Source organism: Runella aurantiaca (assembly GCF_003339505.1).
Taxonomy (GTDB): Bacteria; Bacteroidota; Bacteroidia; order Cytophagales; family Spirosomataceae; genus Runella; species Runella aurantiaca.
In genome coordinates this window covers 208,969-233,068 of sequence record NZ_QPIW01000006.1, presented here as the reverse complement: position 1 = coordinate 233,068, position 24,100 = coordinate 208,969, and the positions used below count along the sequence as shown (strand labels likewise).

The window sequence follows — 24,100 nt, the reverse complement described above, 5'->3', positions numbered from 1 at the left end:
CGGTTAGAAAATTAGGTGGAGCAAACCTACCGACGCTTTTAGCCGTACTATTAGAAAAACAATGAACGAACATCATGAATGGATGCGTCGAGCCATTGAAGTGGCACGCGCGGGAATGGAAAGCGGTAAGGGTGGGCCTTTCGGGGCGGTGATTGTCCGCAATGGAGAATTGGTGGCAGAAGGCTGCAATCAGGTCACGTCCACCAACGACCCGACCGCACACGCCGAAGTCACGGCGATTCGGGTGGCGTGTCAAAAAATAGGAGACTTTAAGTTAGACGATTGCATTATCTATACCTCCTGCGAGCCGTGCCCTATGTGTTTGGGGGCCATCTATTGGGCGGGCATCAAGAAAATTTACTACGCTTGCACCAAAGACGATGCCGCCGACGCTCATTTTGATGACGCGTTTATTTATCAAGAATTGGATACACCCAAATCAGAACGGCAGCTTCCGCTAGAATGCTGCCTACGCGAAGAAGCCCTGAAAGTGTTTGAAGCTTGGCAGCGCAAACAGGATAAAATTGCGTACTGATTCCGTCACGCAAAGGCGCGGAGGAGCATAAGGAAAACTCTGCGACTTTGCGTGAGAAAAAAACGCTAAAAATTAAGCGGGTCGAGATTTTTGAAGTGACCGTTGAGCTTGATGCGCTCTTTGGTTTTTTCCATTTCAGCCATGACGGGGATGACCTTATTGAGGTGACGCAGCAAAAAACGTTGACGCTCGGTTTCGGAATCAATCGTTAATACCTGATATTCTTCCTCCTGCGAAAGCCCCACTTTGTGCGCTACCTGATATGAAAAAGGAGAGATGGCACTGTCAAAATCAACCTGTGTTTGGAGAATGGTATACAGACGGTCGAGTTGCAATAAAAGCTCGGAAATCACCCCTTCCGATGATTCGGTCTCTTCCACAAACGTAACTTTACCGCCCGAATAAAGTTTATCGGGAACGGGATTTTGGAACGTCAACACGCGAAATGCCCGTATTCCTTTGGTTTTGATGTCCATTCGCCCGTCGTCGTAGCGTTTAGATACGTTCACAATCTTCATTTCGGTACCGTAGCCAGGCAGCTTATTGTTGATGAAGGCGGGAATCCCAAACGTTTTTCGGTTGTCGATGCACTCATTAATCAATTGCTGATAACGAGGTTCAAAAATATGCAAATTGAGGTTTTCGGTAGGATATGCTACCAGATTTAAAGGAAAAAAAGGGAGAAAGCTTTCCATACGTGTAAGTCCTCAGCAGTGAGGAGCGAATAACGAGCAACCAAAGGCGTGATGTTACTTTTGATTACTTCGGATTAATAACTTCTTTTTCAACGCTGACGCCCATGCTCAGAATTTCGGGTAGCGGATCCTGACGCATGTATTGGCGGATTTTGAACGTATATTTTCCTTTGCGCGGAAAACGGTAGCTTTTGAGTGCCAGTACTTTATGGTCAAATAAGTCCCCCAATCCATCGCCCAAAGGTTTACCGCTTTTTTCGTCCATCAAAATTAATTCATTCAACGCTTCGTTAATGATTTTGTTTTTGTCGTTGAGCAAAAAACGCTTTACGTAGAGGTTATAGTAGGGATACGCAATACTGTTGCGCACCAGATAATACACATTGTAGGTTTGGGTAGTATCGGTGATTTCAAACGTAAACGCAGGCTCGTTTTTGACGTACCACTGCCCATCTTCAATATCTTCGTGGTCTTTATAGACCGAATTGGAGTCACAGCTTCCGGCAAGGAGAAACAGGGAGAAAAGCAATAAATACGCAGACGTTTTTGCGGCAAGGCGGCGAAACAAATCCATAGTGTCGGGTACTGGTTAAAAAATTATCCTAAAATCTTAATTTTTCGGCGAATCTTCAAAGGTATGGAATCGCGCTCTACGACCAAAATTCCCAAAAAGTATACTAAGCATAACGCCAGATGATAGACAAATGATACCCATACGTTGGAGATTGTTATCCACGAAGAAAGATAGACCAATACCGCCGCGCTGCCGATGTAACCCAACGCCGAGCCAAGTTGGTAAGGAACGGGATAATATTTTTCGCCCAGCCAATAACACATGGCGCACATGACCACGCTCGAAGCCAAAAAAGCCCACGCACAACCCATGTAACCCATGGTCGGAATCAGCAGGATATTGAGCACCACGGTCAAAATCGCACCTACGGTGGTAATGAGTGTACCGAATTGAGTCTTATCGGTGAGTTTGAACCAAAAGGCCAAGTTGTAATAAACGCCCAAAAACAGGTTGGCTAACAACAAAATCGGAACGACAGAAAGGCCTACGCGGTAGGCTTTGGACAACATATAATGCCCGATAATATCCACGTTTAAACTAACCCCTACCCACAACACTACGCATACAATGACAAACCATTTCATGACCGAAGCCAACAAATGAGGGGCATTTTTGTCTTCAGCCTGCGAGAAAAAGAACGGGTCGGCGGCGTATTTGAAAGATTGTACGGCCAAGGACATGAACACCGATAATTTGTAACAACTGCCATAAATACCGAGGGCATCTTCTGACGTCAGATTTGGATAAAAACCCGCAGGAAGTAAATGACGTAAAAACCAACGGTCGGCCATTTGATTGACGGTCCCTGCCAAGCCCAAAATCAGGATAGGATACGCATAGACCCACATTTCGTTGAAAAGCGGCCCTTTCCACGTTATTTTAAAACCTTTAAATGTATCGCGAAGTAAAAACAGAAAACAGGCGTTGGCAATCAAATTGGCGATAAAAATATAACCCGGCCCGATTTCAGGACGGTACAAAAACGCCCCCAACGACTGCAATGACGGTAGGTATTTCCCCAACGCAATGTCCCGACAAATCAGTAGGAAAAAGACATTGAGCAAGACGTTGATGATGATATTTATAATCTTAATTTTAACGAATTGTTTGGCCTTTTTTTCCAAACGTAAACGTGCAAACGGGATGGCGACAACGGCATCGATGGCCACGATGAGTGCCAAATAAATAATGTTGCTTGACTCGCCAGGATAATCAAGCGTCTCACTTATTTGCGGAGCCAAAACAATCAAAGCGCCCGAAAAAACAATGCTCACCAACGCAATGGCCGTGAGGGATTGGTTAAAATAATCCTGTCGGTGTTGGGGCGAGCGGTTGGCAAAACGAAAAAAAGCCGTTTCCATGCCAAAAGTGTAGACCACACTAAACAGTGCCACCCAACTGTACAATTCGGTATTGGACGACAGCTCTCCCGGACGTAGAAAAACGTAAGTATGCAGCGGCACCAAAAACCAATAAATCACCCTGCCCAGTATGCTGCTTACCCCATAAAGCGCCGTTTCGCTGGCTAATTTTTTAAGAACACTCATGCGTTAATAATTCGGTTCAAAAAAGTCGTAAAATCCCTGAGTACGAAGATGTGTTTTCAACGTTTCATCACGCGTCCAATATTTTGCTTTTAAAGCGAGAGACAAGGCTACAAAGGGCGTATCATCTTCATCGGCATCTTTACAAAGGCGGTAAGCCTGCCAATAGAGATTGGTGGAAATAAAATCGTTGCCAACAAAATGGATGTTTTGAAGAATATTATTCAAGCTATTTCAGAAGTTCACTTTTGTGTTTTGCCCACCATTCATTTTTAATGGTTTTGCCTAATTCTGAAATAGAATCATCAAATTGTGCCCTTTTTATGAGCTCTTCTGTACGCAGATATTCCAATAAATCCATAATTTGCGCGTCATCAAAAGCCTCTTTGTCTAGGGTAATTTTTAAATACCGTTCTGTATTTTCAATTTGTAATGCTCCCATTGGTGCAACTTTTTGAACAAATTTATCGTAATTATTTCAGAAAACACAAACCCCGTCCCTCCAAATGCCAACTCTCTTAGATTTTGTCGGAAATACGCCTCTGGTGGAACTGACACGCATGAATCCCAATCCAAAAGTGAAAATATACGGTAAACTGGAAGGGCATAACCCCGGCGGCAGTGTGAAGGACCGGGCCGCGTACAGCATGATCAAAGGGGCGGTTGAGCGCGGTGAAATCCAGCCCGGTATGAAGTTGATCGAGGCCACGAGCGGTAATACCGGTATTGCGTTGGCCATGATTGCCCGCCTGTATGGTATTGAAATTGAATTGTCGATGCCCAAAAACTCCACCCGTGAACGTGTATTGACCATGGAAGCGTTTGGGGCTACGGTGACATTGACCGAAACCATCGAATCGGCCCGTGACTATGCCGACGAGAAAGTGGCCGAAGGTGGATATCTGATGCTTAATCAATTTGCCAATCCTGACAACTATCTGGCACACTATCGCACCACTGGGCCCGAAATCTGGCGGGATACCGAGGGGCAAATCACGCATTTTGTGTCGTCGATGGGAACGACGGGTACCATCATGGGCACGTCCATGTATTTGAAAGAGCAAAATCCAAACGTGCAAATTGTGGGCTGCCAACCCACCGACGGCTCCAGTATTCCGGGCATTCGGAAGTGGCCAATTGAGTATTTGCCTAAGATTTTTGACCCATCGCGGGTGGATAGAGTGATGGAAGTGTCGCAGGCCGAAGCCACGCAACGGGCGCGTGAGTTGGCCCGTACCGAAGGAATTTTTTCGGGCATGAGCAGCGGCGGCGCGGCTCACTCGGCCCTTCAGTTGGCGCAGGAATTGGAAGAGGGGGTCATTGTATTCATCGTCTGCGACCGAGGTGACCGGTACCTGTCCAGTGAATTGTTTGGATAAAGCAGTCGCGCAGACCGCAGTCTGCGCGACTGCGGTCATTGTTTCTTAATAAACGTAATCAAATCAGCCATTTCTTGAAGGCTGATGGCGTTTTCGAGGCCGTTGGGCATAATGGATTGCTCCGCTTTCTGCATCTTGGCAATGTCTTTTTTCTGAATTACGCTGACTATTCCGCCCATTTCGCGGAGGGAAATATTATTGGTGTTTTCCTGCGCGATAATGCCCGCCACGGTGCTACCGTTCTTGAGTTCCAATGTCCAGAAATCGTACAGATCAGCAATCGAATTGTTGGGATTGATGATTTCGGTCAATACCGAGTTTGCGTTTCGGCTCCGTAAGGTAGAAAGGTCTGGACCGAAATTTACGCCTTTGACCCCTTCGATTTGGTGACAGGTCGCGCAGTTCTTTTCAAATATCAATTGGCCTTTCGATTGACTACCCTTTAGCTCCAAAGCGGCCATATATTTTTGCAATACCGCTTTTCGGTCTTCGTTGACCGACAGTACCTTCCGCGCATACGCCCGAATGTCAGTGTCGTAATAATTCATTAACCGAACCATTTGTTGCCAGCCCACTATCGACTTTTCGACCTCTTTGGTTTCGATTGCTTTCAACAATACATTGATTCGTTCTGGTTTTGACAAAAATACATTCACCGCTTCTTTTTTCAACGCGGGAGCAAAGCCCTTCATCTCATTCAACAAAAACCGATAGGTTTGTGCATCAGCCGTTTTTCCCAAGGCTTTCAACGCCGCCAACTGAACCACTTCCGGCTCTTTTTGGGTTAACGCCTGTTGGAGAATCGACTTTAATTCGTTGGAATTAACCATTGAAAGAAAAGCAATGGCATGGGCGCGGTAAACAGCGATATTGCTGCCTTGGCGGGTAAGTGTGGAAGGGTTTTTAAGGGCACTGATTGCCTGCACGATTTTTTCATCTAAGCGTTTTCCTTTGGGAAAACCGCTGATTTCAAGTAATCTCAACGAAGCTATACGAAGTTCGGACGTTGCCGTTGGGGAAAAATGAGCTAACAGTTTCTCCTTTTCAGGTTCTGACAATAACACCGTTCCTTTCTCTTTTTGAAACTGCAAACGGTTGGCGACACCGTTGAGCGCGGCGGCCTTCCAAGCCTCCGTTCCGGGAGCTTCGGCCATGATTTTTTTCATCATTTCCGAGAATCCTGTTTTATTCTCTCCGCCTGCAATGGTGGAGGCCAAATTGGCAATGAACTCACTCGTTTCGGCGGTTGGTTTGTTTGTAAATTCGGCAATGGCTACGTCAAAAATCTGATTTTCTTTTCCCGCAAAAGAAGCAATGCTGGCAAGTCCCGCCCAACGGTCGTATATGTCCCGTTGTAAAATAGCCAAACGGGCTTTTTCTGACTCGGCTGTTTTTACCAAGCCTAGCGTATTGAGCAACTGAAAGCGTACTTTAGGACTTTCGTCGTTTTGCAGGGCTGTCAATTCGTTGATTAATTCTTTTCCAAAAGCTGCGTTCAGATACCGTTCCGCTACCCGGATGCCGTTTTCGCGTACGCCCGCCGTTTCGTTTTTGAGCGCCTGTAAAATATCTTCTTTTTCAATGGCTTGTATGCCGTCCAGCAACCAAAGGGCATGCGCCTTCGCTTCGGAAAACTTACTTTTCTTCAGTAGTGCGTGCAATGCCGGAATGGCCTCTTTGGCCTGGCGATGTAGCAGCAACCGTTGCGCTGTACGACGATACCAACCGTTTTCATGGTCGAGCAAGGCGACCAGTTCCGGGGCTGATTTTTTGGATAAATTCAGTTTCCCTAACCAATTCATCGGCAATCCTTTGTGGGGAACAATGCGGTAAATGCGTCCTTTGTCCGTGCCGTTGTACAACGCGCCCGATTGCGTAATTTCGTCCGACATCCATTCGGGATGCTCCACAATTTGGCGGTAATAATCAATGACATACAGCGCGCCATCAGGCCCGACGTAAAAATTGACGGGCCGAAACCACGCATCTTTTGACGCCAAAAACTCCGATTTTTCATTCAAACGACTCGCTGTAAAACTTGCCCCGGCCTCTCGCAAAATGTCGGCATGGACAAGGTTATGCACTGGCTCCGCAATGAACGTTACGTTGTTGAATTTCTCCCCAAACGCCCCGCCTTCGTACCACGTTATCCCGCAGGAAGACGTAATGACGCCGACGTCGGTCAGCAGTTGGTGATTGGGCGTTTCGGTAATGGGGTAAATTTCGGCCGCCTCGCCGTGGTCGGAAATGTTTTGGGTGGCGTTGGGTACCAGCAAAGCGGGATTGTTTTTTATATAAGTGTTTGCTAACACTTCATGGTAAATGTGGTTAGCATTGCTCGTGTAAAAATGATGCCCCCACGCGTCCATGCTGTGCCCGTACTGCGTGCGGCCTGAGAGTTCTTCGAGTTCGTAGCTGTCGGGCTTGAACCGCACCGCCTTCCCGTTGGCATTGGGCGCTAAACGTGCGGCTGACGGTTTATCGGGGAAAATAATGTCCGTGCCTTTATCACCAAATTCTTTCTTAAAAACAAAGGGCGTTACCGCACCTTCGTGGCCGAGATAGATCCAGTTATCTAGTTCGAAGCGCGGGGTGTTGAGGTTGTGTTGGGGATTGGACAGCGCAAAGCCCGAAAGCATTTTTTTGCGAATATCGGCCTTGCCGTCGTTGTCGGTATCTTCCAAATAGAGCACATCGGGCGCATCCGTGACGATGAAACCGTTTTTCCAGCGCATGATGCCCGTCGGCAGGGTTAACTTATCCGCAAAAATGATGCTTTTGTCGGGGTAGCCGTCGTTGTCGGTATCTTTCAAGAGTTTCACCTTTCCCGAGCCGCTCACATCCAGCGGATAGCCGTGCATCTCCACTACATACATATCTCCGTTTTCGTCCACTTCCATCGCCACCGGGTCAGCAATGAGTGGCTCGGCTGCGACCATTTCCACGCTGAAACCTTCCATAACGCGCAGCGATTCGAGCGCTTTTTGATGTTCAGGCGAAAGTTTTGGAGGGGTATTTTTTTGAAACGAAAAAACCGTTAACAAACAGACAAGCGCAACATAACGCATGACGGGAGAGTTTTTATGATGAATAAACTTACAAGGAATGATGAGGATTGAACTCATTTCCTTTTTTCCTGAACATACTTAGCGACGGTTCCAATAGGAGCGATCCATACACCGTTGGCGGGGTTTTGGGCGTATTCGCACAGCTTCCGCAACATCGCAACGCGGGCGGTCTGATTGCCCGATTCGCCTACTTCGTGCCCCGCCAAAACGACCCAATGCCCCGTTTTCTTGGCATTTTCGATGATGGGAAGAATCTGCTCAAACTCTTTGCCGTCCATTTCCATGCCCGTCAGTTGGGCCATATCGCAGAAAGTAGGGTCGTTGGGACCTTCGTCGAGCCAGCCTCTGCCCACCGAAAACAATTCAGCGATGAGCGGAATATAGCTTTTGGTGTTTACGCCGCGCCCCACAAACGTTTGCCCGCAGGGGTACGCAAATACCTTCGGCATGATGCCCAACTGCGCTTCGAGGGCTTTGTTGGTGCGGATCAATTCACTTTTCATCTTATCGAGGGTGTACTCTTCGAGGGCTTTGGGTTTGGCCCACGGAAAATTCCCGCTGCATGGATGTTGCTCGGTATGGTTGCCGATTTCGTGGCCGTTGGCAATGGCCTGTTTCCACGCGTCAAGGCGTTTGCTCACGCTCGACGTCAACACAAAAAAAGTGGCTTTTACGCCGTATTCATCAAACAGCTTGGTTCCCACATCCACTTGGCTCAGTCGTGCATCGTCAAAGCTGAGACTGAGCGCCACGCGTTTGCCTTCGGGCCAAAAAGCGGGAGCGGCAGAAGGCGTTTGTGCCGCGCTTAAATGGGTTATTGTCAGTAAGATAACCAACGAAAGTAGATAAAATAGGCTTTTCATAAAAAAGAAATTATGCTTTCTTAGAAAAGATGGGAAGCCGAGAAATTACTTAGTTTTGGGGGTGAAATGTTGATAGAGTAACCTAACCAGTGGTTTGTCCTAAAAACAGTGGTTGTGCGTAGTGTTCTTTGAACACTGCGTACAACGGTTAAACAGAAAATAAAATGAATGTGCATATTGAAAGGCTTATAAAAAACCTTGAGAAACAAAATGGAGCTACGTTAGAGCAGATACAACAGCTCAAAAGCCATTTTAATTTTTTCTCATTTCCAGAAGAGTATATTGAGATTCTAACTCAAATGAATGGAGCAGAAGGGTCTATCGAAGGCACTTATTTAACTTTATATGATATTAATTACATCATTGAAACCTATGATTTCTTTAAAAAAGAGAAAGTAGGAAATGGCTTAATAATTTTTGGGACAGATACAGGTGTTTCTTATTTCTCATTTTTAATTTCAACGGGTCAATATGTTGCGACACCCTCTACTTCATTATTTATTGAAGACATAGAAATAATGGGAAATACTTTTTTGGAGTTTTTAGAAACATTAATGAAAGATTTTTAAAATTCCCCCCGTTGTGCGTAGTGTTCTTTGAACACTGCGTACTCAAAATAAAAGGCAGTCCGCGTGGGCGGTCTCATGTAACTGCCTCTACCAAAGTAAAAGAACTTATAAAGTAACCGTAATAAGCCAATGGCATTTGCAAGGCGAATCCAAAACCTGGAAGGACTGAATGTTATCACTTTTGCTACATTACAATTCCCCACAAAAAAGCAGCCAAAAATAAATTTCAGCTGCCGGTATAAAATCATCGTAAACGAATCTTTTTTATTAACTAATCATCGCCGTTGTCCGTACTTGTACTTGTGGGGGCTTTGATGATGCCGCGTTCGGAATTGCGGACAAAATTCACAATTTCGTCGCGCTCGGCGGAGGGGGCCAATTCCAACTCGATGTGCTCCAGGGCTTCGGTATTGTTGAAGCCGCGCAAATAAATATAACGATATACTTCCTGAATTTCGTTGATTTGCTCATTGCTGAAACCGCGACGGCGCAGTCCTACCGAGTTGATGCCCGCGTAAGAAAGTGGCTCACGGGCGGCTTTGGTAAATGGGGGTACATCTTTGCGAACCAACGAACCACCCGCAATCATAGCGTGGGCACCGATTTTCACAAACTGCCGTACTGAGCTCGAACCCGCAATAATGGCCCAGTCGCCCATGTGGACGTGGCCGGCCATTTGTACGTTGTTGACAATGATGCAGTTATTGCCGATGCGGCAGTCATGCGCTACGTGTGAGTAGGCCATGATGAGGCAGTCGCTGCCGATTTCGGTCTTCCAGTGCTCTTCCGTACCTCGGCTGATGGTGGCGTATTCACGAATGATGGTATTGTCGCCGATGTAGGTGAGCGTATATTCTCCCTTGAATTTTAAATCCTGGGGAGTAGAAGAAATCACCGCTCCGGGATAGATTTTGCAATTTTTACCAATTCGGGCGCCGTCATTGATGACCGCGTGCGAACCAATCCAAGAACCTTCACCGATTTCGACGTCTTTGTGAACAATGGCGAAGGGCTCAATCTCCACATTAGGGGCGATTTTTGCGTCTGAATGTATATATGCTAATGGATGAATCATAATAGTCCAAGTTGCTGTTTTTCAGCGGAGTTCGTAGCTTTAACAGTGTAAAAGACCGTAAAAAAGACGCGCTTCCTTATCGACTGTTGCTTGTATGTTTTATCTTTTTCTAACTAAACTCGCCGTCATGTCAGCTTCGCAGACCATTTGACCTGCTACATAACCAGCACCGTGCATTTTTACAATTCCACGTTTGATGGGCGCCGTAAATTCACACTTGAAAATGACCGTATCGCCGGGTACAACATTCCGACGGAAGCGGCAGTTTTCGATGGCTGCCAAAAACGGCCAGTAGTTTTCGGGGTCGGGTTGGCTGCTCAGGGCGAGAATCGCACCCGTTTGCGCCATCGCTTCCATTTGTAAAACCCCCGGCATCACTGGATTGTTTGGAAAATGTCCCGTGAAAAACGGCTCATTCATCGTTACGTTTTTGAGACCAGCCACGCTGTTTTCGTCCATATAAACGATTTTGTCAATCATCAAGAATGGATAACGGTGCGGCAACAGCTCACAAATCCGCTTCAAATCCATCACTGGCGGCACTTTAGGGTCGTAGTGCGGCACATGGCTTTTGGCCGATTCCATCAATTTCTTGATTTTCTTGGCCAGCGCTACGTTGGCGGCGTGGCCCGGACGAGCGGCCAAAATTTGCGCCTTGATGGGACGGCCTACCAGTGCCAAATCACCTACCACATCCAACAGCTTATGGCGAGCCATTTCGTTGGGGTAGTGCAGGTCGATATTATTCAGGATGCCTACCTTTTTATTAACGCCGATTTTGGGCTTGTTCAATAACTGAGAAAGATAATCCAGTTCGCCTTCTTCAATATCGCGGTCTACGATTACGATGGCATTGGTCAAATCGCCTCCTTTGATGAGGTTGGCTTTGTAAAGCGCTTCCAACTCATGCAGAAAACAGAAAGTACGACAAGAGGCAATCTCCCGCGAGAAAGTCGTCAGGTCATTGAGCGAAGCGTGCTGACTGTTAATGACTTGTGAGTTGTAGTCCACCATCACCGTCAGTCGATAATCGTTGAGTGGCAGGGCCACCATCTCGATGTCTTTGTCGGCGTTGATGTAGCGTACTGGCTCGGGGATTTCAAAGTAGTTGCGCGAAGCGTTTTGTTCTTCGATGCCAGCGTCGCGGAGTGCTTCGACAAACTTAATGGAACTTCCATCCATGATGGGCGGCTCGGGGCCGTCCAGCTGAATGAGTACATTGTCAATTTGTAAACCAACCAAAGCCGCCAAGGTATGCTCAACGGTATAGACCCGGGCACCACTTTGCTCCAGGGTAGTCCCGCGCGACACATCTACGACGTTGTCCACGTCGGCGTCAATGATGGGTTGGCCTTCCAAGTCGATGCGTTGGAATTTATAGCCGTGGTTGATGGGTGCCGGTAAAAAAGTCATGGTTGCCGACACACCCGTGTGTAAGCCCACGCCCGATACTGATACGGCTTTTTCGATGGTTTGTTGTTTGATGTTCAACATTCCTATTGTTTATCGTCTTTAATTTTCTTTTCTAATTCGTTTACTCTTTTTTCCAATTGGGGCAATTTTCGGAAGATAGCCGCTGAACGCAGGCTGTCTTTGAATTCAATGGCGGGAGTACCGTTGAGAGATAACCCTTCTTGCTCCCAGGTTTTGGTAATGCCCGCCTGCCCGCCGACTTTCGTACCGTTGGGTACCGTAATGTGCCCATTGAAGCCCGCCTGCCCACCAATCACGCATTTTTCGCCGATTTTGGTTGAGCCAGCTATGCCCGCCTGCGCGGCAATAACGGTGTGTTTCCCAATCTCAACATTGTGCCCTACCTGCACCAAGTTGTCTAATTTTACGCCTTCCCGAATAATGGTCGAGCCCATGGTGGCGCAGTCGATGGTGGTGCCTGCTCCAATACTTACGCTGTCTTCAATGATAACGTTGCCCAGTTGGGGAATGGTTTTGTAAGAACCGTCCGGTTGGGGGGCAAAGCCAAAGCCATCGCTTCCGATGACTGCATTGGCAAAGAACGTACAATTCTTGCCAATAACGGTATTATTATAAATTTTTACCCCAGAATGGATCACGGTATTGTCGCCGATGCAGACGTTGTCGCCGACGAATGCCTGCGGGAAAATCTTGACGTTTTTGCCGATTTTACCGTTGTTTCCAACGTAGGCAAAAGCGCCCAGATAGAGTCCTTCACCCGTGGAAGTTCCCTCGCCAAGGTGAGAAGGTTGTTCTATTCCCTGCTTCGTTCCTTTGATGATTTGTTCGTACTGTTGAAGAAGCTGCGTGAAAGCGGTATAAGAGTTTTCGACCCGAATAAGCGTTGTGTTTACTTTTTTTCTGGCTTCAAAATGCTTATCTACAATTACTGCCGACGCCTCGGTAGTGTACAGGTATGCCTCATATTTGAGGTTTGACAAAAAAGAAATAGTCCCGGACTTACCTTCTTCTATCTTTGCTAACTGATTGATTTTCAGTTCTCCATCTCCTTCTATTTCGCCTCCGAGCAGTCCGGCAATCTGCTTGACGGTAAATTCCATACGGTCTTAATTAAGACTGCAAAGTTAGGGGTTTCATCCAACAAACATAATACTTTCGGACAATATTACTGAGGGCCTTAATGGTCGGTAAATCAGAAGCATCGGCAATGTCGCGCACGCTGCCGTCTTTCATTTTGATGAGGATGCGTTCTTCGCTCGAAACATAGGCGGCATTGGTAGATTGTCCTTCTACTAAATAATAGGGATGCAAATCTTCTGGAATGCCCTGAGCGGTCAATTGTTGATGGATTTGCTGGCGCTGATTTTGGCTAAAAGGCTCATCAGCGAACTGAATTTTGTACAATTTTCGGTCCAGCAGCCGTTGGCAAATTGACGAAAGAACCGTGTCTAAATGGTCGGCCCAAGCCTTAATGCACGCCCATATATCATAATCGTCAATTTTGGTAAAGGCATGAAAATAAGCGCTATCTTCTTCGAATTGACTGAGGGTCACGGTATTGGTTAGGAATAAAGAAAAATGGGGCGGGGCAAAAACCGCCTCTCCGCTCATCACCAATTCACGCGCTCGTCGAATGGCCTGAATGAGCATCACTTCGGCGCAAATAGAGGTTTTGTGCAGGTATACCTGCCAATACATGAGTCGACGGGCGTTGAGAAAATTTTCGATGCTTAAAATTCCTTTAAACTCCACCACCAACTGGTCGTCTACCACATCAAGCATTTTGATGATGCGGTCGGTGCCGATGGCGCCCTCGGCTACCCCCGTAAAAAAACAGTCTCTGTTGAGGTAATCCATGCGGTCCATGTCCAACTGACTGGAAATAAGTTGGTGAAAAAAATGCCGTGGATAACTTCCTTCAAACATCTGAATGGCCAAGTCTAGCCGGCCGCCTAGTTGGCGACTAAGCTCTTTCATGATTTGTAAGGACAGGTATTCGTGGGGAATGTTGGTGAAAATGGTTTTTTCCAACACGTGCGAAAAAGGGCCGTGGCCCGCATCGTGCAACAAAATGGCAATTTGGGCGGCTTCCCACTCGGCATCCCAAATCAAGTGCCCTTTTGAACGGAGCGTATTGAGCGCTTGGCCCATCAAGTGCATGGCTCCCAAGGCGTGATGAAAGCGTGTGTGCAACGCTCCGGGGTAGACCAATTCGGCCAATCCGAGTTGTCTGATGCGCCTAAGTCTCTGAAAGTAAGGGTGTTCTATTAAATCAAAAACGAAGTCAGACGGGATGGTGATGAAACCGTAAACGGGGTCGTTGAGGATTTTGCGTTTGTTCACGGGCTGTCTAAAATTTGGGAAACTTTTTTTTTGATTGCAATTTCGTGAAAAAATAAAGCCAATACCTAAATGAATCGTTTTTGTCTATTAATTCTCCTGCTGAGTTGCGTGCAATCAATGGCGCAGAAAAAATCCCGTAAAGATTATCTTGTCACCATTCATACCAACTATGGCGAGATGAAAGCCGTATTGCACGACCGCACGCCGTTGCACAAACAGAATTTTCTAAAATTAATCAATGACCGTTTTTACGATAGTCTGCTTTTTCACCGCATTATTGAGGGGTTTATGATTCAGGGTGGTGACCCTACCTCAAAAAATGCCAAAGCGGGCGAACGGCTCGGTGGCGGAGGCTCAAATCTGGAACGAATTCCTGCGGAGTTTAAACCCGAACTGTTTCACAAAAAAGGCGCACTGGCAGCAGCGCGCAACAATAACCCCGAAAAAGCGTCGTCGGGCTGTCAATTTTATATTGTTCAGGGCCGAGTCTGGGATTCCGCGGGTCTTACGGCACAACTAAACCGGGGAGGCAGAATGCCGACTGCCGCGCAAAAAGAAGCCTATACCACCCTTGGTGGTAGCCCTCATTTGGACGGAGGATATACTGTTTTTGGTCAGGTAATCAGCGGGTTAGCAGTCATCGACAGCATTGCGCATCAGCCTAAAGATGGGGCCGACCGCCCTCTCAAAGATGTAAGAATGCGGCTGGCGGCCGAAAAAATGAAGAAGAAAAAAATTACGAAACAGTACGGATATATCTTTGAATAAGATAGAAATAGCAAGGATAAAGCTAAAATATTTGTAAAAGCTCAATTCTTTCGCGTAATTTCCGACGTGGGTTTATTAAATTTGCCCATTCAAGTGCTATTGCACAGCATGTTGTTTTTGTTAATCAGAAGAACGAAAACCTTTTAAGCAATCGCTGTTTGATTAACAACTAACAATAAACGGTTAACATTTCTACTACTGATGGCTAGAATCCTAATTGTGGATGACGAAAAAAGTATCCGGGCGGCGCTGCGGGATATTTTAGAATATGAAGGATATGAGGTTGAAGAAGCCAAAGATGGTGAAGAAGGCCTCAATATGATTTTGAAAAATTCCTACGATGTAGCACTTTGTGATATCCGGATGCCAAAATTGGAAGGGCTCGAAGTACTCCTGAAAGCGGGAGAAGCGGGGCGCCCAACCCAATTTATCATGGTGTCGGCGTTTGGTAATGTGGAAAATGCCGTTGAGGCTACCAAAAGGGGAGCGTATGATTTTATTACCAAACCCCCAGATTTGAACCGTTTATTGGTTTCGGTTCGTAATGCTATAGAGAAATCGAAATTGGTAGCAGAAACCGTTGATTTGAAAAAACGTATTTTTAAAATCAACGAAATTGTGGGTGAATCTGCCCCTATCAAAAGGGTAAAGGATACCATCGAGCGCGTAGCGCCCACCGAAGCAAGGGTCTTGATTACGGGGGCCAACGGCTCAGGAAAAGAGATGGTGGCTAAGCAAATTCACGAGAAAAGCAGTCGCGCCAACAAGCCGCTGATTGAAGTGAACTGTGCTGCTATTCCGAGCGAATTAATTGAAAGTGAGCTGTTTGGGTATGAGAAAGGCGCGTTTACAGGCGCCGTCAAACAGCGTATCGGGAAGTTTGAACAATCTGATGGAGGTACCCTTTTTCTGGATGAAATCGGCGATATGAGCCTTTCGGCCCAAGCCAAAGTACTTCGGGCATTGCAGGAAAGTAAAATCACGCGGGTGGGTGGCGACAAAGAAATCAAAATCAACGTGCGGGTGATTGCCGCAACCAATAAAGATTTGAAGCGCGAAATCGCCGAAGGGGGCTTTCGTGAAGACTTATACCATCGCCTCAACGTTATTCCGATTCATGTACCGCCGTTGTCGGAGCGCCGGGAGGACATCTTATTGCTGGCCGATAAATTTCTGTATGATATTTCACAGGAATACGGCGGTATTCCCAAAACCATTCTTCCCGATGCCATGCAACACCTGAAGTCGTTGCCTTGGACGGGAAATGTGCGTGAACTTCGCAACGTTATTGAGCGTTTGGTCATCATGTGTGGCGACGAAATCATGCTCGATGATGTACGTTTGTACGCGAGTTTCGGTAATTAATTTATTTAGAAAATAGACTTTGACGAGGGACTTTGAACGCCAGACAATTTGTCTAATGTTCAAAGTCCATTGTTTACGGTCACCTACCAATGTATGAAAATCAATTTTGAAAAATCCCCGGATGGTTTGGTACCTGCCGTGGTTCAGGACCACGAGACGGGCAAAGTGCTGATGTTGGGGTATATGAATGAAGAGGCCTTGGCCAAAACCGAAGCCGAAAAAGTGGTTACGTTTTTCAGCCGTAGCAAACAACGCCTTTGGACCAAAGGTGAAACCTCTGGTAACTTCTTGAATGTCAAAGCAATTTTGGTGGATTGTGACCAAGATACGATTCTCATCAAAGCCCATCCCATTGGCCCTACCTGCCACACAGGTGCGGATACCTGCTTTTTTGAAAAGAACGAAGGCAAAGCTCCTTTTCTGAATTACCTGCAAAAGCAAATCATCCGAGATCGTAAAAATAACCCTTCAGATGCATCTTATACGAGTAAATTATTCCAAAGAGGCGTCAATAAAATTGCCCAAAAAGTAGGGGAAGAAGCGGTCGAACTCGTGATTGAAGCCAAAGATACCAACGACCATTTGTTCAAAAACGAAGCCGCCGACCTACTTTTTCATTACCTCATTCTGCTCGAACAGCGCGGCATGGATTTGGACGACATCGTGGATGTGTTGAAGGAAAGACATAAGTAAGCTAAACTGGATATTGAACGTTAGACTATTTGTTAATTTCTAACGTCCAATATCTTTGACTTCTTACAATAGCCTACTATTCATCAATCAAACGCTTAGTAATCGGCTGGTAGCTATCAATGCGGCGGTCGCGGAGATAGGGCCAGGTGGTGCGGTAGTATTCGGTTTTATCCAAATCCAATTCCACCACTTTTACTTCTTCTTGGTCGTGCGAAGCCAAATACATAAGACTTCCGAAAGGATTCGATACAAATGACCCGCCCCAAAACTGCTGGTCGGCTTCGCGCCCTACGCGGTTGACCGACACGACATACACGCCGTTGGCTACTGAATGACTGCGCTGAATGGTTTGCCAAGCGTTGTATTGCTCCAAATTAACGGCAGGGTCTGGCTCATTGGTATCCCAGCCGATGGCCGTGGGATAAAACAAAATCTCGGCCCCCATCAGACTTGTAATGCGCGCCGCTTCGGGGTACCATTGGTCCCAGCAAATCAGAATGCCTAATTTCCCAAACTTGGTATTAAACACTTTATAGCCCAAATCGCCTGGAGTGAAATAGAATTTTTCGTAATATCCGGGGTCATCGGGAATGTGCATTTTGCGGTATTTGCCCAAGTAGCTGCCGTCGGCGTCCAAAACGGCCGTTGTGTTGTGATAGAGTCCGGGGGCACGTTTTTCAAACAAAGAGGCAACAATGACAATGCCAAGCTCTTTGGCCAATGCCCCAAATTGCTCGGTGGTGGGGCCGGGAATTGCTTCTCCGAGGCTAAAATTGGCGTGGTCTTCCACGTCGCAGAAATAAAGTGATTTAAACAATTCCTGCAAACACACAATTTGTGCGCCCTGAGCCGCCGCCTCACGGGTTTTGGCGATGGCTTTTTCTACATTATGGTTGACATCGGCGGTGCAGCTCATTTGCACCAAACCCACTTTTACATTTCGCATGGAAAATTAACTTTGATTGGAATGTGGATGAACGTCGGCGAGGGCTCAGGGCCTGCCGTTCAAAACCTCGCCGACGTTACCGATTACAAAGGTAATGCGAAAACCCTTATTTATTGACAAATCGGCGAAAGTGCTGGTTTAGAACATCGGCGAGGTTTTGAACCTCGCCGACGTTACACCGACGTTACATATTGACAAATCCACGAAAGTGCTTACTTTAGAGTTTAAATCAACAAACCCTTTAAGATGATGTTTTTTACTAACCTATCGAGAATTGTTTTTCTATCAACAGTTCTTTTTTATCATTCCCTCAACGGTTTTTCGCAAACCAAAGAAAAAATTGTTGCCTCCGATTTGACGCGCATCAAGCAAGTGGGTGGAATTGCCGTTTCGCCCGATGGAAAGCGGGTCGTTTATACCGTTACATCGCTTGAGCCTGCCTCAGAAGCACTTGAGTATGAATATCGAACCCACCTTTGGCTCGTGGATTTGGACGGAAAAACACCCCCGCGGGCCATTACGCGGGGCAACGAAAGTGCCAGCCAACCCGTATGGAGTCCCGACGCAAAAAGCGTGGCGTTTGTGCGGGCCGTCAAAGGCAAAGCGCAGATTTTTGTAATGCCTTTGGAAGGTGGAGAGGCGTGGCAGTTGACCGATTACAAACATGGTGCTTCGGGGCCGCAGTTTTCGCCCGATGGCCGCCACCTATTATTTTCTACCAGCGCGGTGTTTTCGGCATTAATGGCTGATTCTACCCTGAATCCGACGAAAGCAGGCCCTGCATGGAGTTTGGAAAAGGCAGGTTTTGCCAAAAATGAATTTCTGAAAAAAAATACTGCAAAACCCAATCCTGACGGGACGATTGAAGAAATCAGGGCGTATTTGGACAAGGACGTAGAAGATAAAAAAGCCAAGGTCATCAATCGACTCAACTTTCAGGGCGAAGCCTCGGCGGGGCAGGAGTTGAGCTTTAGTCATTTGCTGGTCATTGATGTTAAAGAAGGGGCCAAGCCGGTGGCGCTTACCAAAGGGTTTTATTCGTACGCGGGTGCCGCTTGGTCGGGCGATAGCAAACAGATTTGGTTTAGTACCCGCGCCGATAGCCTGCTTCATCCCGACCGCGATGCCGAAAGTCGCATTTGTGTCATGAACGCTGATGGTAGCGGGATGCGAACGGTTTTGGTAGAAAAAGGGCGTAATTTTGGGCAGCCCACTCCCTCACCCGATGGACAGTGGTTGGCTTTCATTACGTCACAGGCTCCTGTCAAATCGGCCACACTGGACCAAGGACATTTGGGCTTTTTAAACCTAAAAACGACGGCTGCCAAATACTCCGTTAATCCTTTTGACCGTTCTCCTGGTAATTTGAAATGGGTTACGCTGACGTTCCCAAAAAACAAGAAAGAAGTTGGTAAGGTAGAATACGTGTATTTTACGGCCTCTTCCAACGGTGGAGCTCCGCTTTTCAGAGCGGTTCCGACCATTGATAAAGTTGAGCAATTGTCTGATTTTGAAAGCGGTGTGACTGATTTTGATGTTCTTCCCAATAAAGTTGTTTTTGCCAAAACTGAAGTGGCTAACCCTTCAGAGTTGTATCAGGCCGATGTATTGGCAAAAAACGCCGTGAAGTTGTCGACCCATAACGATTGGGTAAGCAAAAAAGCATTGAGTATGCCAGAAAAACGGACATTTAAAAATGAAAAAGGCCAGACCATCGAGTATTGGATTATGAAACCGACGTTTGTGGAGGCAGGCAAAAAATATCCGTTGCTGCTCAATATGCACGGTGGTCCTACCGCCATGTGGGGGCCTGGCGAAGCGTCGATGTGGCACGAACATCAGTTCTTTTGTGCGCAGGGCTACGGGGTGGTATATGCCAATCCGCGCGGTTCGGGCGGTTACGGCGTCGATTTTATGAAAGCCAACTACCGTGATTGGGGCACTGGTCCCGCTGCCGATGTGTTGCGTGCCTGCGCGGATGCGGCCAAAGAAACTTGGGCTGATACTTCGCGTCAGGTCATTACGGGAGGTTCGTATGCGGGTTACCTTACGGCGTGGATTATCGCCCATGATAATCGTTTTAAGGCGGCTTTTGCCCAACGCGGTGTGTACGACCTGACTACGTTTATGGGCGAGGGCAACGCGTGGCGTTTGGTGCCCGGCTATTTTGGCGGCTATCCGTGGGAGACCGAAGCCAAGCAGTCAATGGATGCGAATTCGCCTTATACGTTTGTTGATAAAATAAAAACCCCTTTTCTCATCAAACACGGCGAGAATGACCTGCGGACGGGCGTAATTCAGAGCGAAATGATGTATAAATCCCTGAAAATTCTGGGTCGTGAAGTAGAATATGTGCGGATGCCCGGCGGTACACACGAGCTGAGTCGTACAGGCAACCCGCGTCAACGCATTGATCGGATGTTGCGTATCTATGAGTTTTTTGAACGGTACGTGGGGAAGAAGTAAAATAGGTTCCTTCAGTACTTTTTCGATTGTTGTTTTATAAAAAAGTTAATTTGTTGTCTTTTAAAAACCAACGTTGTTATTAAGTGATGAGTGTTGGATTTTTACAAAATGACAAAGAGACAAAAGCCTCAGATATATATCTTTAAAAGTTTAAAAACACCTTGAATTTCTATGAATAATCGCCGCACTTTCATTAAAAACTTAGGCGCTGCTGCGGGTATGGCCGCGTTTGCCCCCGAACTTTTTGCTGCTGAGCCGCAAAAACTGTGGTTTCAGATTTCGTTGGCCGAATGGTCGTTGCACAAAACCATTCTTAACGAAAAAAAATTGACCAATTTAGATTTTCCCGTGGTGGCTCGTAAGGAGTTTGGGATTGGTATTGTGGAATATGTAGACCAGATGTTTAAGGACAAAGCCAAGGATACCGCTTACCTGAATGACCTCCTGCAACGCTGTAAAGACAACGATATTAAAAACCACCTTATCATGGTGGATACGGCGGGGAATCTTGGCGAAGCCGATGCTAAAAAACGCATGGAGGCCGTCGAGAAGCATTATCAATGGGTAGATTGTGCCAAATATCTGGGTTGTGCTACCATTCGAGTGAATGCCCGAGGCCAGGGAACCAAGGAAGAACAGGCGAAACAGGCCGCCGACGGATTAGCCAAATTGAGCGAATATGCGGCTAAACAGAAAATTAACGTGATTGTAGAAAATCACGGTGGAAACTCGTCTGACGGAAAGTGGCTGGCTGGTGTTATGAAAGAAGTGGGGATGAAAAACTGCGGAACCTTACCCGATTTTGGCAATTTTTGTATTGAGTCGTCTTATGGAGCAGGTGAACGTACTTGCAAAAACGAATACGACCGCTACGTAGGTACCAAAGAATTAATGCCCTATGCCAAAGGAGTAAGTGCTAAAACCAACAACTTTGATGACAAAGGCAATGAAGTAAAAATAGATTATGTCAAACTTCTCAAAATCGTGAAAGACAGCGGCTTTAAAGGTATCGTTGGCATTGAATACGAAGGGCCGACGATGTCAGAATACGACGGCATCAAAGCCACCAAAAAGCTGTTGGAGCGAGTGGGGGCAATGGTGTAAAAAGCGTATTTGCAAAAAGGGACGTGTTGAGTTTTTATATTCGACACGTCCCTTTTTGTTTAAATAAGTGTTTTTAAAACTCAATCACCAAGCCCAGTGCAGGGGTAAAATTGGCGTCTTCGTTGGCTAAAATGAGCGGAATGGCGTTGCTGCCGTCGAGCCTAAGGGCTTGACCATCATTGGTTTTGAAGCCTGAATTGTCGGCGGTGCGCTCAAATGTGTATTGGGGAAAGGCAGGATTGGCAGTCAACAAGGCATTTTGAAAATCAAAGAACAAGTCAATCGACATCTTTTTGTAATTCCATTTTTTATCCACCCGGAAGTCCACACGACTAAATGCTTTGAGTCGTTGGCTATTGAGGCGAGTGTAGTCTTCGGTGCCCACACCGCTGGTGAGATAGGTTCTTTGTGAAGTTACCAAGTCAAACGGCGTGTAGGGGGCGCCGCCTTGGTAAAGCCACTTTAGGCCCAGCTCCCAACCCCGCTTAAATTTGTAACCCAACTGGGTCGAAACTAGATTGCGGGTATCCCAAGCTGAGGCCACATATTTGCCGTCTTTTCCCGAAAATTCAGATTGAAAATAAGTGTAACTCAACACCCCGAAGAAGTTTTTGGTGAGTTTTTGCTGAACAAAAAATTCAATTCCCCGACTTCTGCCTTTGCCAGTACTGGTCACGGCTTCGTTGCCGATGGCGCCAAAATTGCCGCCCTGATTGGCCAACGATATGCCGTCGCGTACCGAAACGGGATAGTTATCGTATATTTTCGAGAAACCTTCGAGCGTGATGCGCGTGGTAGGTGTTGGAATGAATTCAAGACCCGCTACCACGTGGTCAGAACGAATGTATTTGTTGGATTTATTGACCAAATTCCCATCTTGGCGGTAGCCCAAAACGGTGTAAATCGGGGTCTTGAAATAACGCCCCACTGACGCATTCAGCCGCCATTTGTCGCTCACTTGATAGCTGGCCGACAGGCGTGGGCTCAGTGTTTCGAGTGGATTGTTGCCGTTGGTCGTGAAAGAATTCATGTCGGTGCGTAGGCCCGCCGAAAGATTGAGGCGGTCGTTGAGTAGTTTACGATTCACTTGGGCAAATGCACCGTATTTGAAGAAATCAATGGCCGTATTAAAAGTTACCGTGATGCCCGGTTGCACGATTTGCCCTTGTGAATTAGTGATTTCGCGGCGTAAGACGTTGAAAAAATCGTTGTTGTATTTGACGTATTGCAACACAGCTCCGTAGCTGTATTCCCATTTTCCAATGAATTTATTGACATCAATCCGTAGTTTATTCTCAATCTCCTGCGAATTGCTCTTCAGTGCGCGGTATCGTTCATCGCCCTGACGATTGTCTTCAAAGCGGTCCAGACGGTTATTAAACATATTTCGGCTCAGTGAAACATTCATAAAACCGTTTTCCAGAAGCCGTTTCAGTGAAAAACCCGTCGTATAATTCCACTGATTGATGTTGGGATTGGAGCGCAGAATGTATTCTTTTTCGGGGCTGCTTTCTTGCGGAACAGCAAAAGTAAATTCGTCGATGGCTCCCACGCCGATGGCCGTTAGCGTGGTTTTTTTATTGATTTTGTGCGTGACTTTGTACTGGAAGTCCCAATAATTGGGCCGAATGGGCAAGTCAATGGCCTTGAATAAAAACTGCAAATACGAGCGGCGAACCGAGGCTAAAAAAGTGGTCTTGGCGGAAATAGGCCCTTCTAACGTGCCAGCTATTTCGGTTGAGCTGACCCGGATGTTTCCCTGCACACGCTCTGGATTACCTTCGCGCTGACGGAATTGAAGTACCGACGAAAGGGCGTTGTCGTAACGGGCGTTAAAACTGCTCGAACTCAGCGTGGCATCTTCAATAAAAGATACGTTCAAAATCCCCGTTGGGCCGCCCGAACTTCCCTGCGTGGCAAAGTGATTGATGACGGGTATCTCGACCCCGTCCAAATAAAATACGTTTTCATTTGGGCCACCTCCCCTGATAATCAAGTCATTGCGAAAGCCTCCCACTGACCCAGCCGTACCGCCAACGCCAGGTAATACCTGAATCACCCGCGAGATGTCGAAGTTGCCGCCAGGGTTGTTTTTGATTTCCTCGGTGGTTAGTTTTTGGATGGAGTTGGGCGTTTCGACGGAGGCAACCGAAATTGAACGGTTAAAAACAACTTTGGTTTCGGCCAACTGTACGGCATCTTCCTCCAGCTCGAAGTTGATTTGCTGGGCGTTGCCTGAAGTAAGCACGATGTTAAATTTACTGGTGGCTTTGTAACCGACAAACGTCGCTTTGAGGTTGTAGCTGCCCACTGGCAAACTGAGTTTAAACTTACCTTCGGTATCCGTAGTGGTGCCTTGGTTGGTGCCTTCCACCTGAACCGTTACGCCAATCAGTACTTCTTGCGTACGTTTGTCTTTGACGTTGCCGAGAATAGTGCCCGTATTTTGGGCAAAAGCCGAAGCAAGGCTTAAATAGGCAACCACGAAGAAGGCCGCTAGGGCAGGGTAATTGGGGTTTTTTGTGAGTGTTGACGTTGAATTCATTGTTTTTCGATTGTATATATTGCAAGATGGTTCTTAGCTAAATAGGCGACTAGACAAACATTTTAGGTTTGATTTTGTTCTATCTATGTTTGATACAATAACATTCCAAATTTGAAATTGTTTGTACGAAAACA

General features: G+C 46.7%; 21 protein-coding genes. 8 read left to right on the top strand and 13 right to left on the bottom strand.

Annotated features, from left to right (window positions below; translation table 11 throughout):
• The first annotated feature begins 61 nt into the window (after positions 1-61).
• Positions 62-535 (top strand): nucleoside deaminase, encoded by a 474-nt coding sequence (locus tag DVG78_RS10310; RefSeq protein ID WP_114460996.1) that lies wholly within the window; start codon positions 62-64, stop codon positions 533-535.
• A 65-nt stretch (positions 536-600) separates the two neighbouring features.
• On the opposite strand, the gene DVG78_RS10305 is transcribed toward DVG78_RS10310, so the two are convergent.
• From DVG78_RS10305 to DVG78_RS10285, 5 genes are all read right to left on the bottom strand, one after another.
• A complete protein-coding gene (locus DVG78_RS10305; RefSeq protein WP_114460995.1) occupies positions 601-1,230 on the bottom strand; it encodes an LON peptidase substrate-binding domain-containing protein in 630 nt (209 codons plus the stop codon).
• Between the two features lie 64 nt (positions 1,231-1,294).
• Positions 1,295-1,804: a gliding motility lipoprotein GldH gene (locus tag DVG78_RS10300; protein ID WP_114460994.1), complete on the bottom strand. Its 510-nt coding sequence runs from the start codon at positions 1,802-1,804 to the stop codon at positions 1,295-1,297.
• Positions 1,805-1,827: 23 nt separating this feature from the next.
• Positions 1,828-3,351: an oligosaccharide flippase family protein gene (locus DVG78_RS10295; RefSeq protein ID WP_114460993.1), complete on the bottom strand. Its 1,524-nt coding sequence runs from the start codon at positions 3,349-3,351 to the stop codon at positions 1,828-1,830.
• A 3-nt stretch (positions 3,352-3,354) separates the two neighbouring features.
• Positions 3,355-3,576, bottom strand: coding sequence for a PIN domain-containing protein (locus DVG78_RS10290; RefSeq protein WP_114460992.1), 222 nt, complete (start codon positions 3,574-3,576; stop codon positions 3,355-3,357).
• 1 nt (position 3,577) lies between these two features.
• Positions 3,578-3,790, bottom strand: coding sequence for a hypothetical protein (locus tag DVG78_RS10285; protein WP_114460991.1), 213 nt, complete (start codon positions 3,788-3,790; stop codon positions 3,578-3,580).
• A 64-nt stretch (positions 3,791-3,854) separates the two neighbouring features.
• On the opposite strand from DVG78_RS10285, the gene cysM reads away from it, so the two are divergent.
• Positions 3,855-4,727, top strand: coding sequence for a cysteine synthase CysM (cysM, locus tag DVG78_RS10280; protein ID WP_114460990.1), 873 nt, complete (start codon positions 3,855-3,857; stop codon positions 4,725-4,727).
• 35 nt (positions 4,728-4,762) lie between these two features.
• On the opposite strand, the gene DVG78_RS10275 is transcribed toward cysM, so the two are convergent.
• Positions 4,763-7,852, bottom strand: coding sequence for a PVC-type heme-binding CxxCH protein (locus tag DVG78_RS10275; RefSeq protein ID WP_114460989.1), 3,090 nt, complete (start codon positions 7,850-7,852; stop codon positions 4,763-4,765).
• Entirely contained in the window at positions 7,849-8,658 is an 810-nt protein-coding gene (locus DVG78_RS10270) for a polysaccharide deacetylase family protein (protein WP_114460988.1), read from the bottom strand. Before DVG78_RS10270 ends, DVG78_RS10275 begins: the two co-directional genes overlap by 4 nt.
• Before the next feature lie 164 nt (positions 8,659-8,822).
• Between DVG78_RS10270 and DVG78_RS10265 the strand changes: the two genes are divergently transcribed.
• Entirely contained in the window at positions 8,823-9,227 is a 405-nt protein-coding gene (locus tag DVG78_RS10265) for an SMI1/KNR4 family protein (RefSeq protein ID WP_114460987.1), read from the top strand.
• 271 nt (positions 9,228-9,498) lie between these two features.
• Here the strand turns inward: DVG78_RS10265 and lpxA are convergent, their stop codons facing one another.
• The 4 genes from lpxA to DVG78_RS10240 form a co-directional block, all read right to left on the bottom strand.
• Entirely contained in the window at positions 9,499-10,302 is an 804-nt protein-coding gene (gene lpxA, locus DVG78_RS10255; protein WP_114068851.1) for an acyl-ACP--UDP-N-acetylglucosamine O-acyltransferase, read from the bottom strand.
• 99 nt (positions 10,303-10,401) lie between these two features.
• Positions 10,402-11,793 (bottom strand): bifunctional UDP-3-O-[3-hydroxymyristoyl] N-acetylglucosamine deacetylase/3-hydroxyacyl-ACP dehydratase, encoded by a 1,392-nt coding sequence (locus tag DVG78_RS10250; protein ID WP_114070399.1) that lies wholly within the window; start codon positions 11,791-11,793, stop codon positions 10,402-10,404.
• 5 nt (positions 11,794-11,798) lie between these two features.
• Complete coding sequence (gene lpxD / locus DVG78_RS10245; protein WP_114460985.1) at positions 11,799-12,836, bottom strand: UDP-3-O-(3-hydroxymyristoyl)glucosamine N-acyltransferase; 1,038 nt, start codon at positions 12,834-12,836, stop codon at positions 11,799-11,801.
• A gap of 10 nt (positions 12,837-12,846) precedes the next feature.
• Positions 12,847-14,079 (bottom strand): HD domain-containing protein, encoded by a 1,233-nt coding sequence (locus DVG78_RS10240; RefSeq protein WP_114460984.1) that lies wholly within the window; start codon positions 14,077-14,079, stop codon positions 12,847-12,849.
• Between the two features lie 69 nt (positions 14,080-14,148).
• Between DVG78_RS10240 and DVG78_RS10235 the strand changes: the two genes are divergently transcribed.
• The 3 genes from DVG78_RS10235 to hisIE all read left to right on the top strand — a co-directional run bounded on the left by DVG78_RS10235 (position 14,149) and on the right by hisIE (position 16,905).
• Positions 14,149-14,847 (top strand): peptidylprolyl isomerase, encoded by a 699-nt coding sequence (locus DVG78_RS10235; RefSeq protein WP_114460983.1) that lies wholly within the window; start codon positions 14,149-14,151, stop codon positions 14,845-14,847.
• A gap of 201 nt (positions 14,848-15,048) precedes the next feature.
• Complete coding sequence (locus tag DVG78_RS10230) at positions 15,049-16,212, top strand: sigma-54-dependent transcriptional regulator (RefSeq protein WP_114460982.1); 1,164 nt, start codon at positions 15,049-15,051, stop codon at positions 16,210-16,212.
• A gap of 93 nt (positions 16,213-16,305) precedes the next feature.
• Positions 16,306-16,905, top strand: a complete 600-nt coding sequence (hisIE, locus tag DVG78_RS10225) for a bifunctional phosphoribosyl-AMP cyclohydrolase/phosphoribosyl-ATP diphosphatase HisIE (RefSeq protein WP_114460981.1) — start codon at positions 16,306-16,308, stop codon at positions 16,903-16,905.
• A 76-nt stretch (positions 16,906-16,981) separates the two neighbouring features.
• Here hisIE and DVG78_RS10220 read toward each other — a convergent pair whose 3' ends face one another.
• Positions 16,982-17,851, bottom strand: a complete 870-nt coding sequence (locus DVG78_RS10220) for a carbon-nitrogen hydrolase (protein WP_114460980.1) — start codon at positions 17,849-17,851, stop codon at positions 16,982-16,984.
• Positions 17,852-18,097: 246 nt separating this feature from the next.
• Here DVG78_RS10220 and DVG78_RS10215 point away from each other — a divergent pair, with 246 nt between their 5' ends.
• Positions 18,098-20,317 (top strand): S9 family peptidase, encoded by a 2,220-nt coding sequence (locus tag DVG78_RS10215; RefSeq protein WP_114460979.1) that lies wholly within the window; start codon positions 18,098-18,100, stop codon positions 20,315-20,317.
• 171 nt (positions 20,318-20,488) lie between these two features.
• Positions 20,489-21,421, top strand: coding sequence for a sugar phosphate isomerase/epimerase family protein (locus DVG78_RS10210; protein ID WP_114460978.1), 933 nt, complete (start codon positions 20,489-20,491; stop codon positions 21,419-21,421).
• Between the two features lie 73 nt (positions 21,422-21,494).
• On the opposite strand, the gene DVG78_RS10205 is transcribed toward DVG78_RS10210, so the two are convergent.
• The gene (locus DVG78_RS10205) at positions 21,495-23,966 is read right to left on the bottom strand and encodes a TonB-dependent receptor (protein WP_114460977.1); all 2,472 of its coding nucleotides are present in this window, start codon (positions 23,964-23,966) and stop codon (positions 21,495-21,497) included.
• Positions 23,967-24,100: the final 134 nt, after the last annotated feature.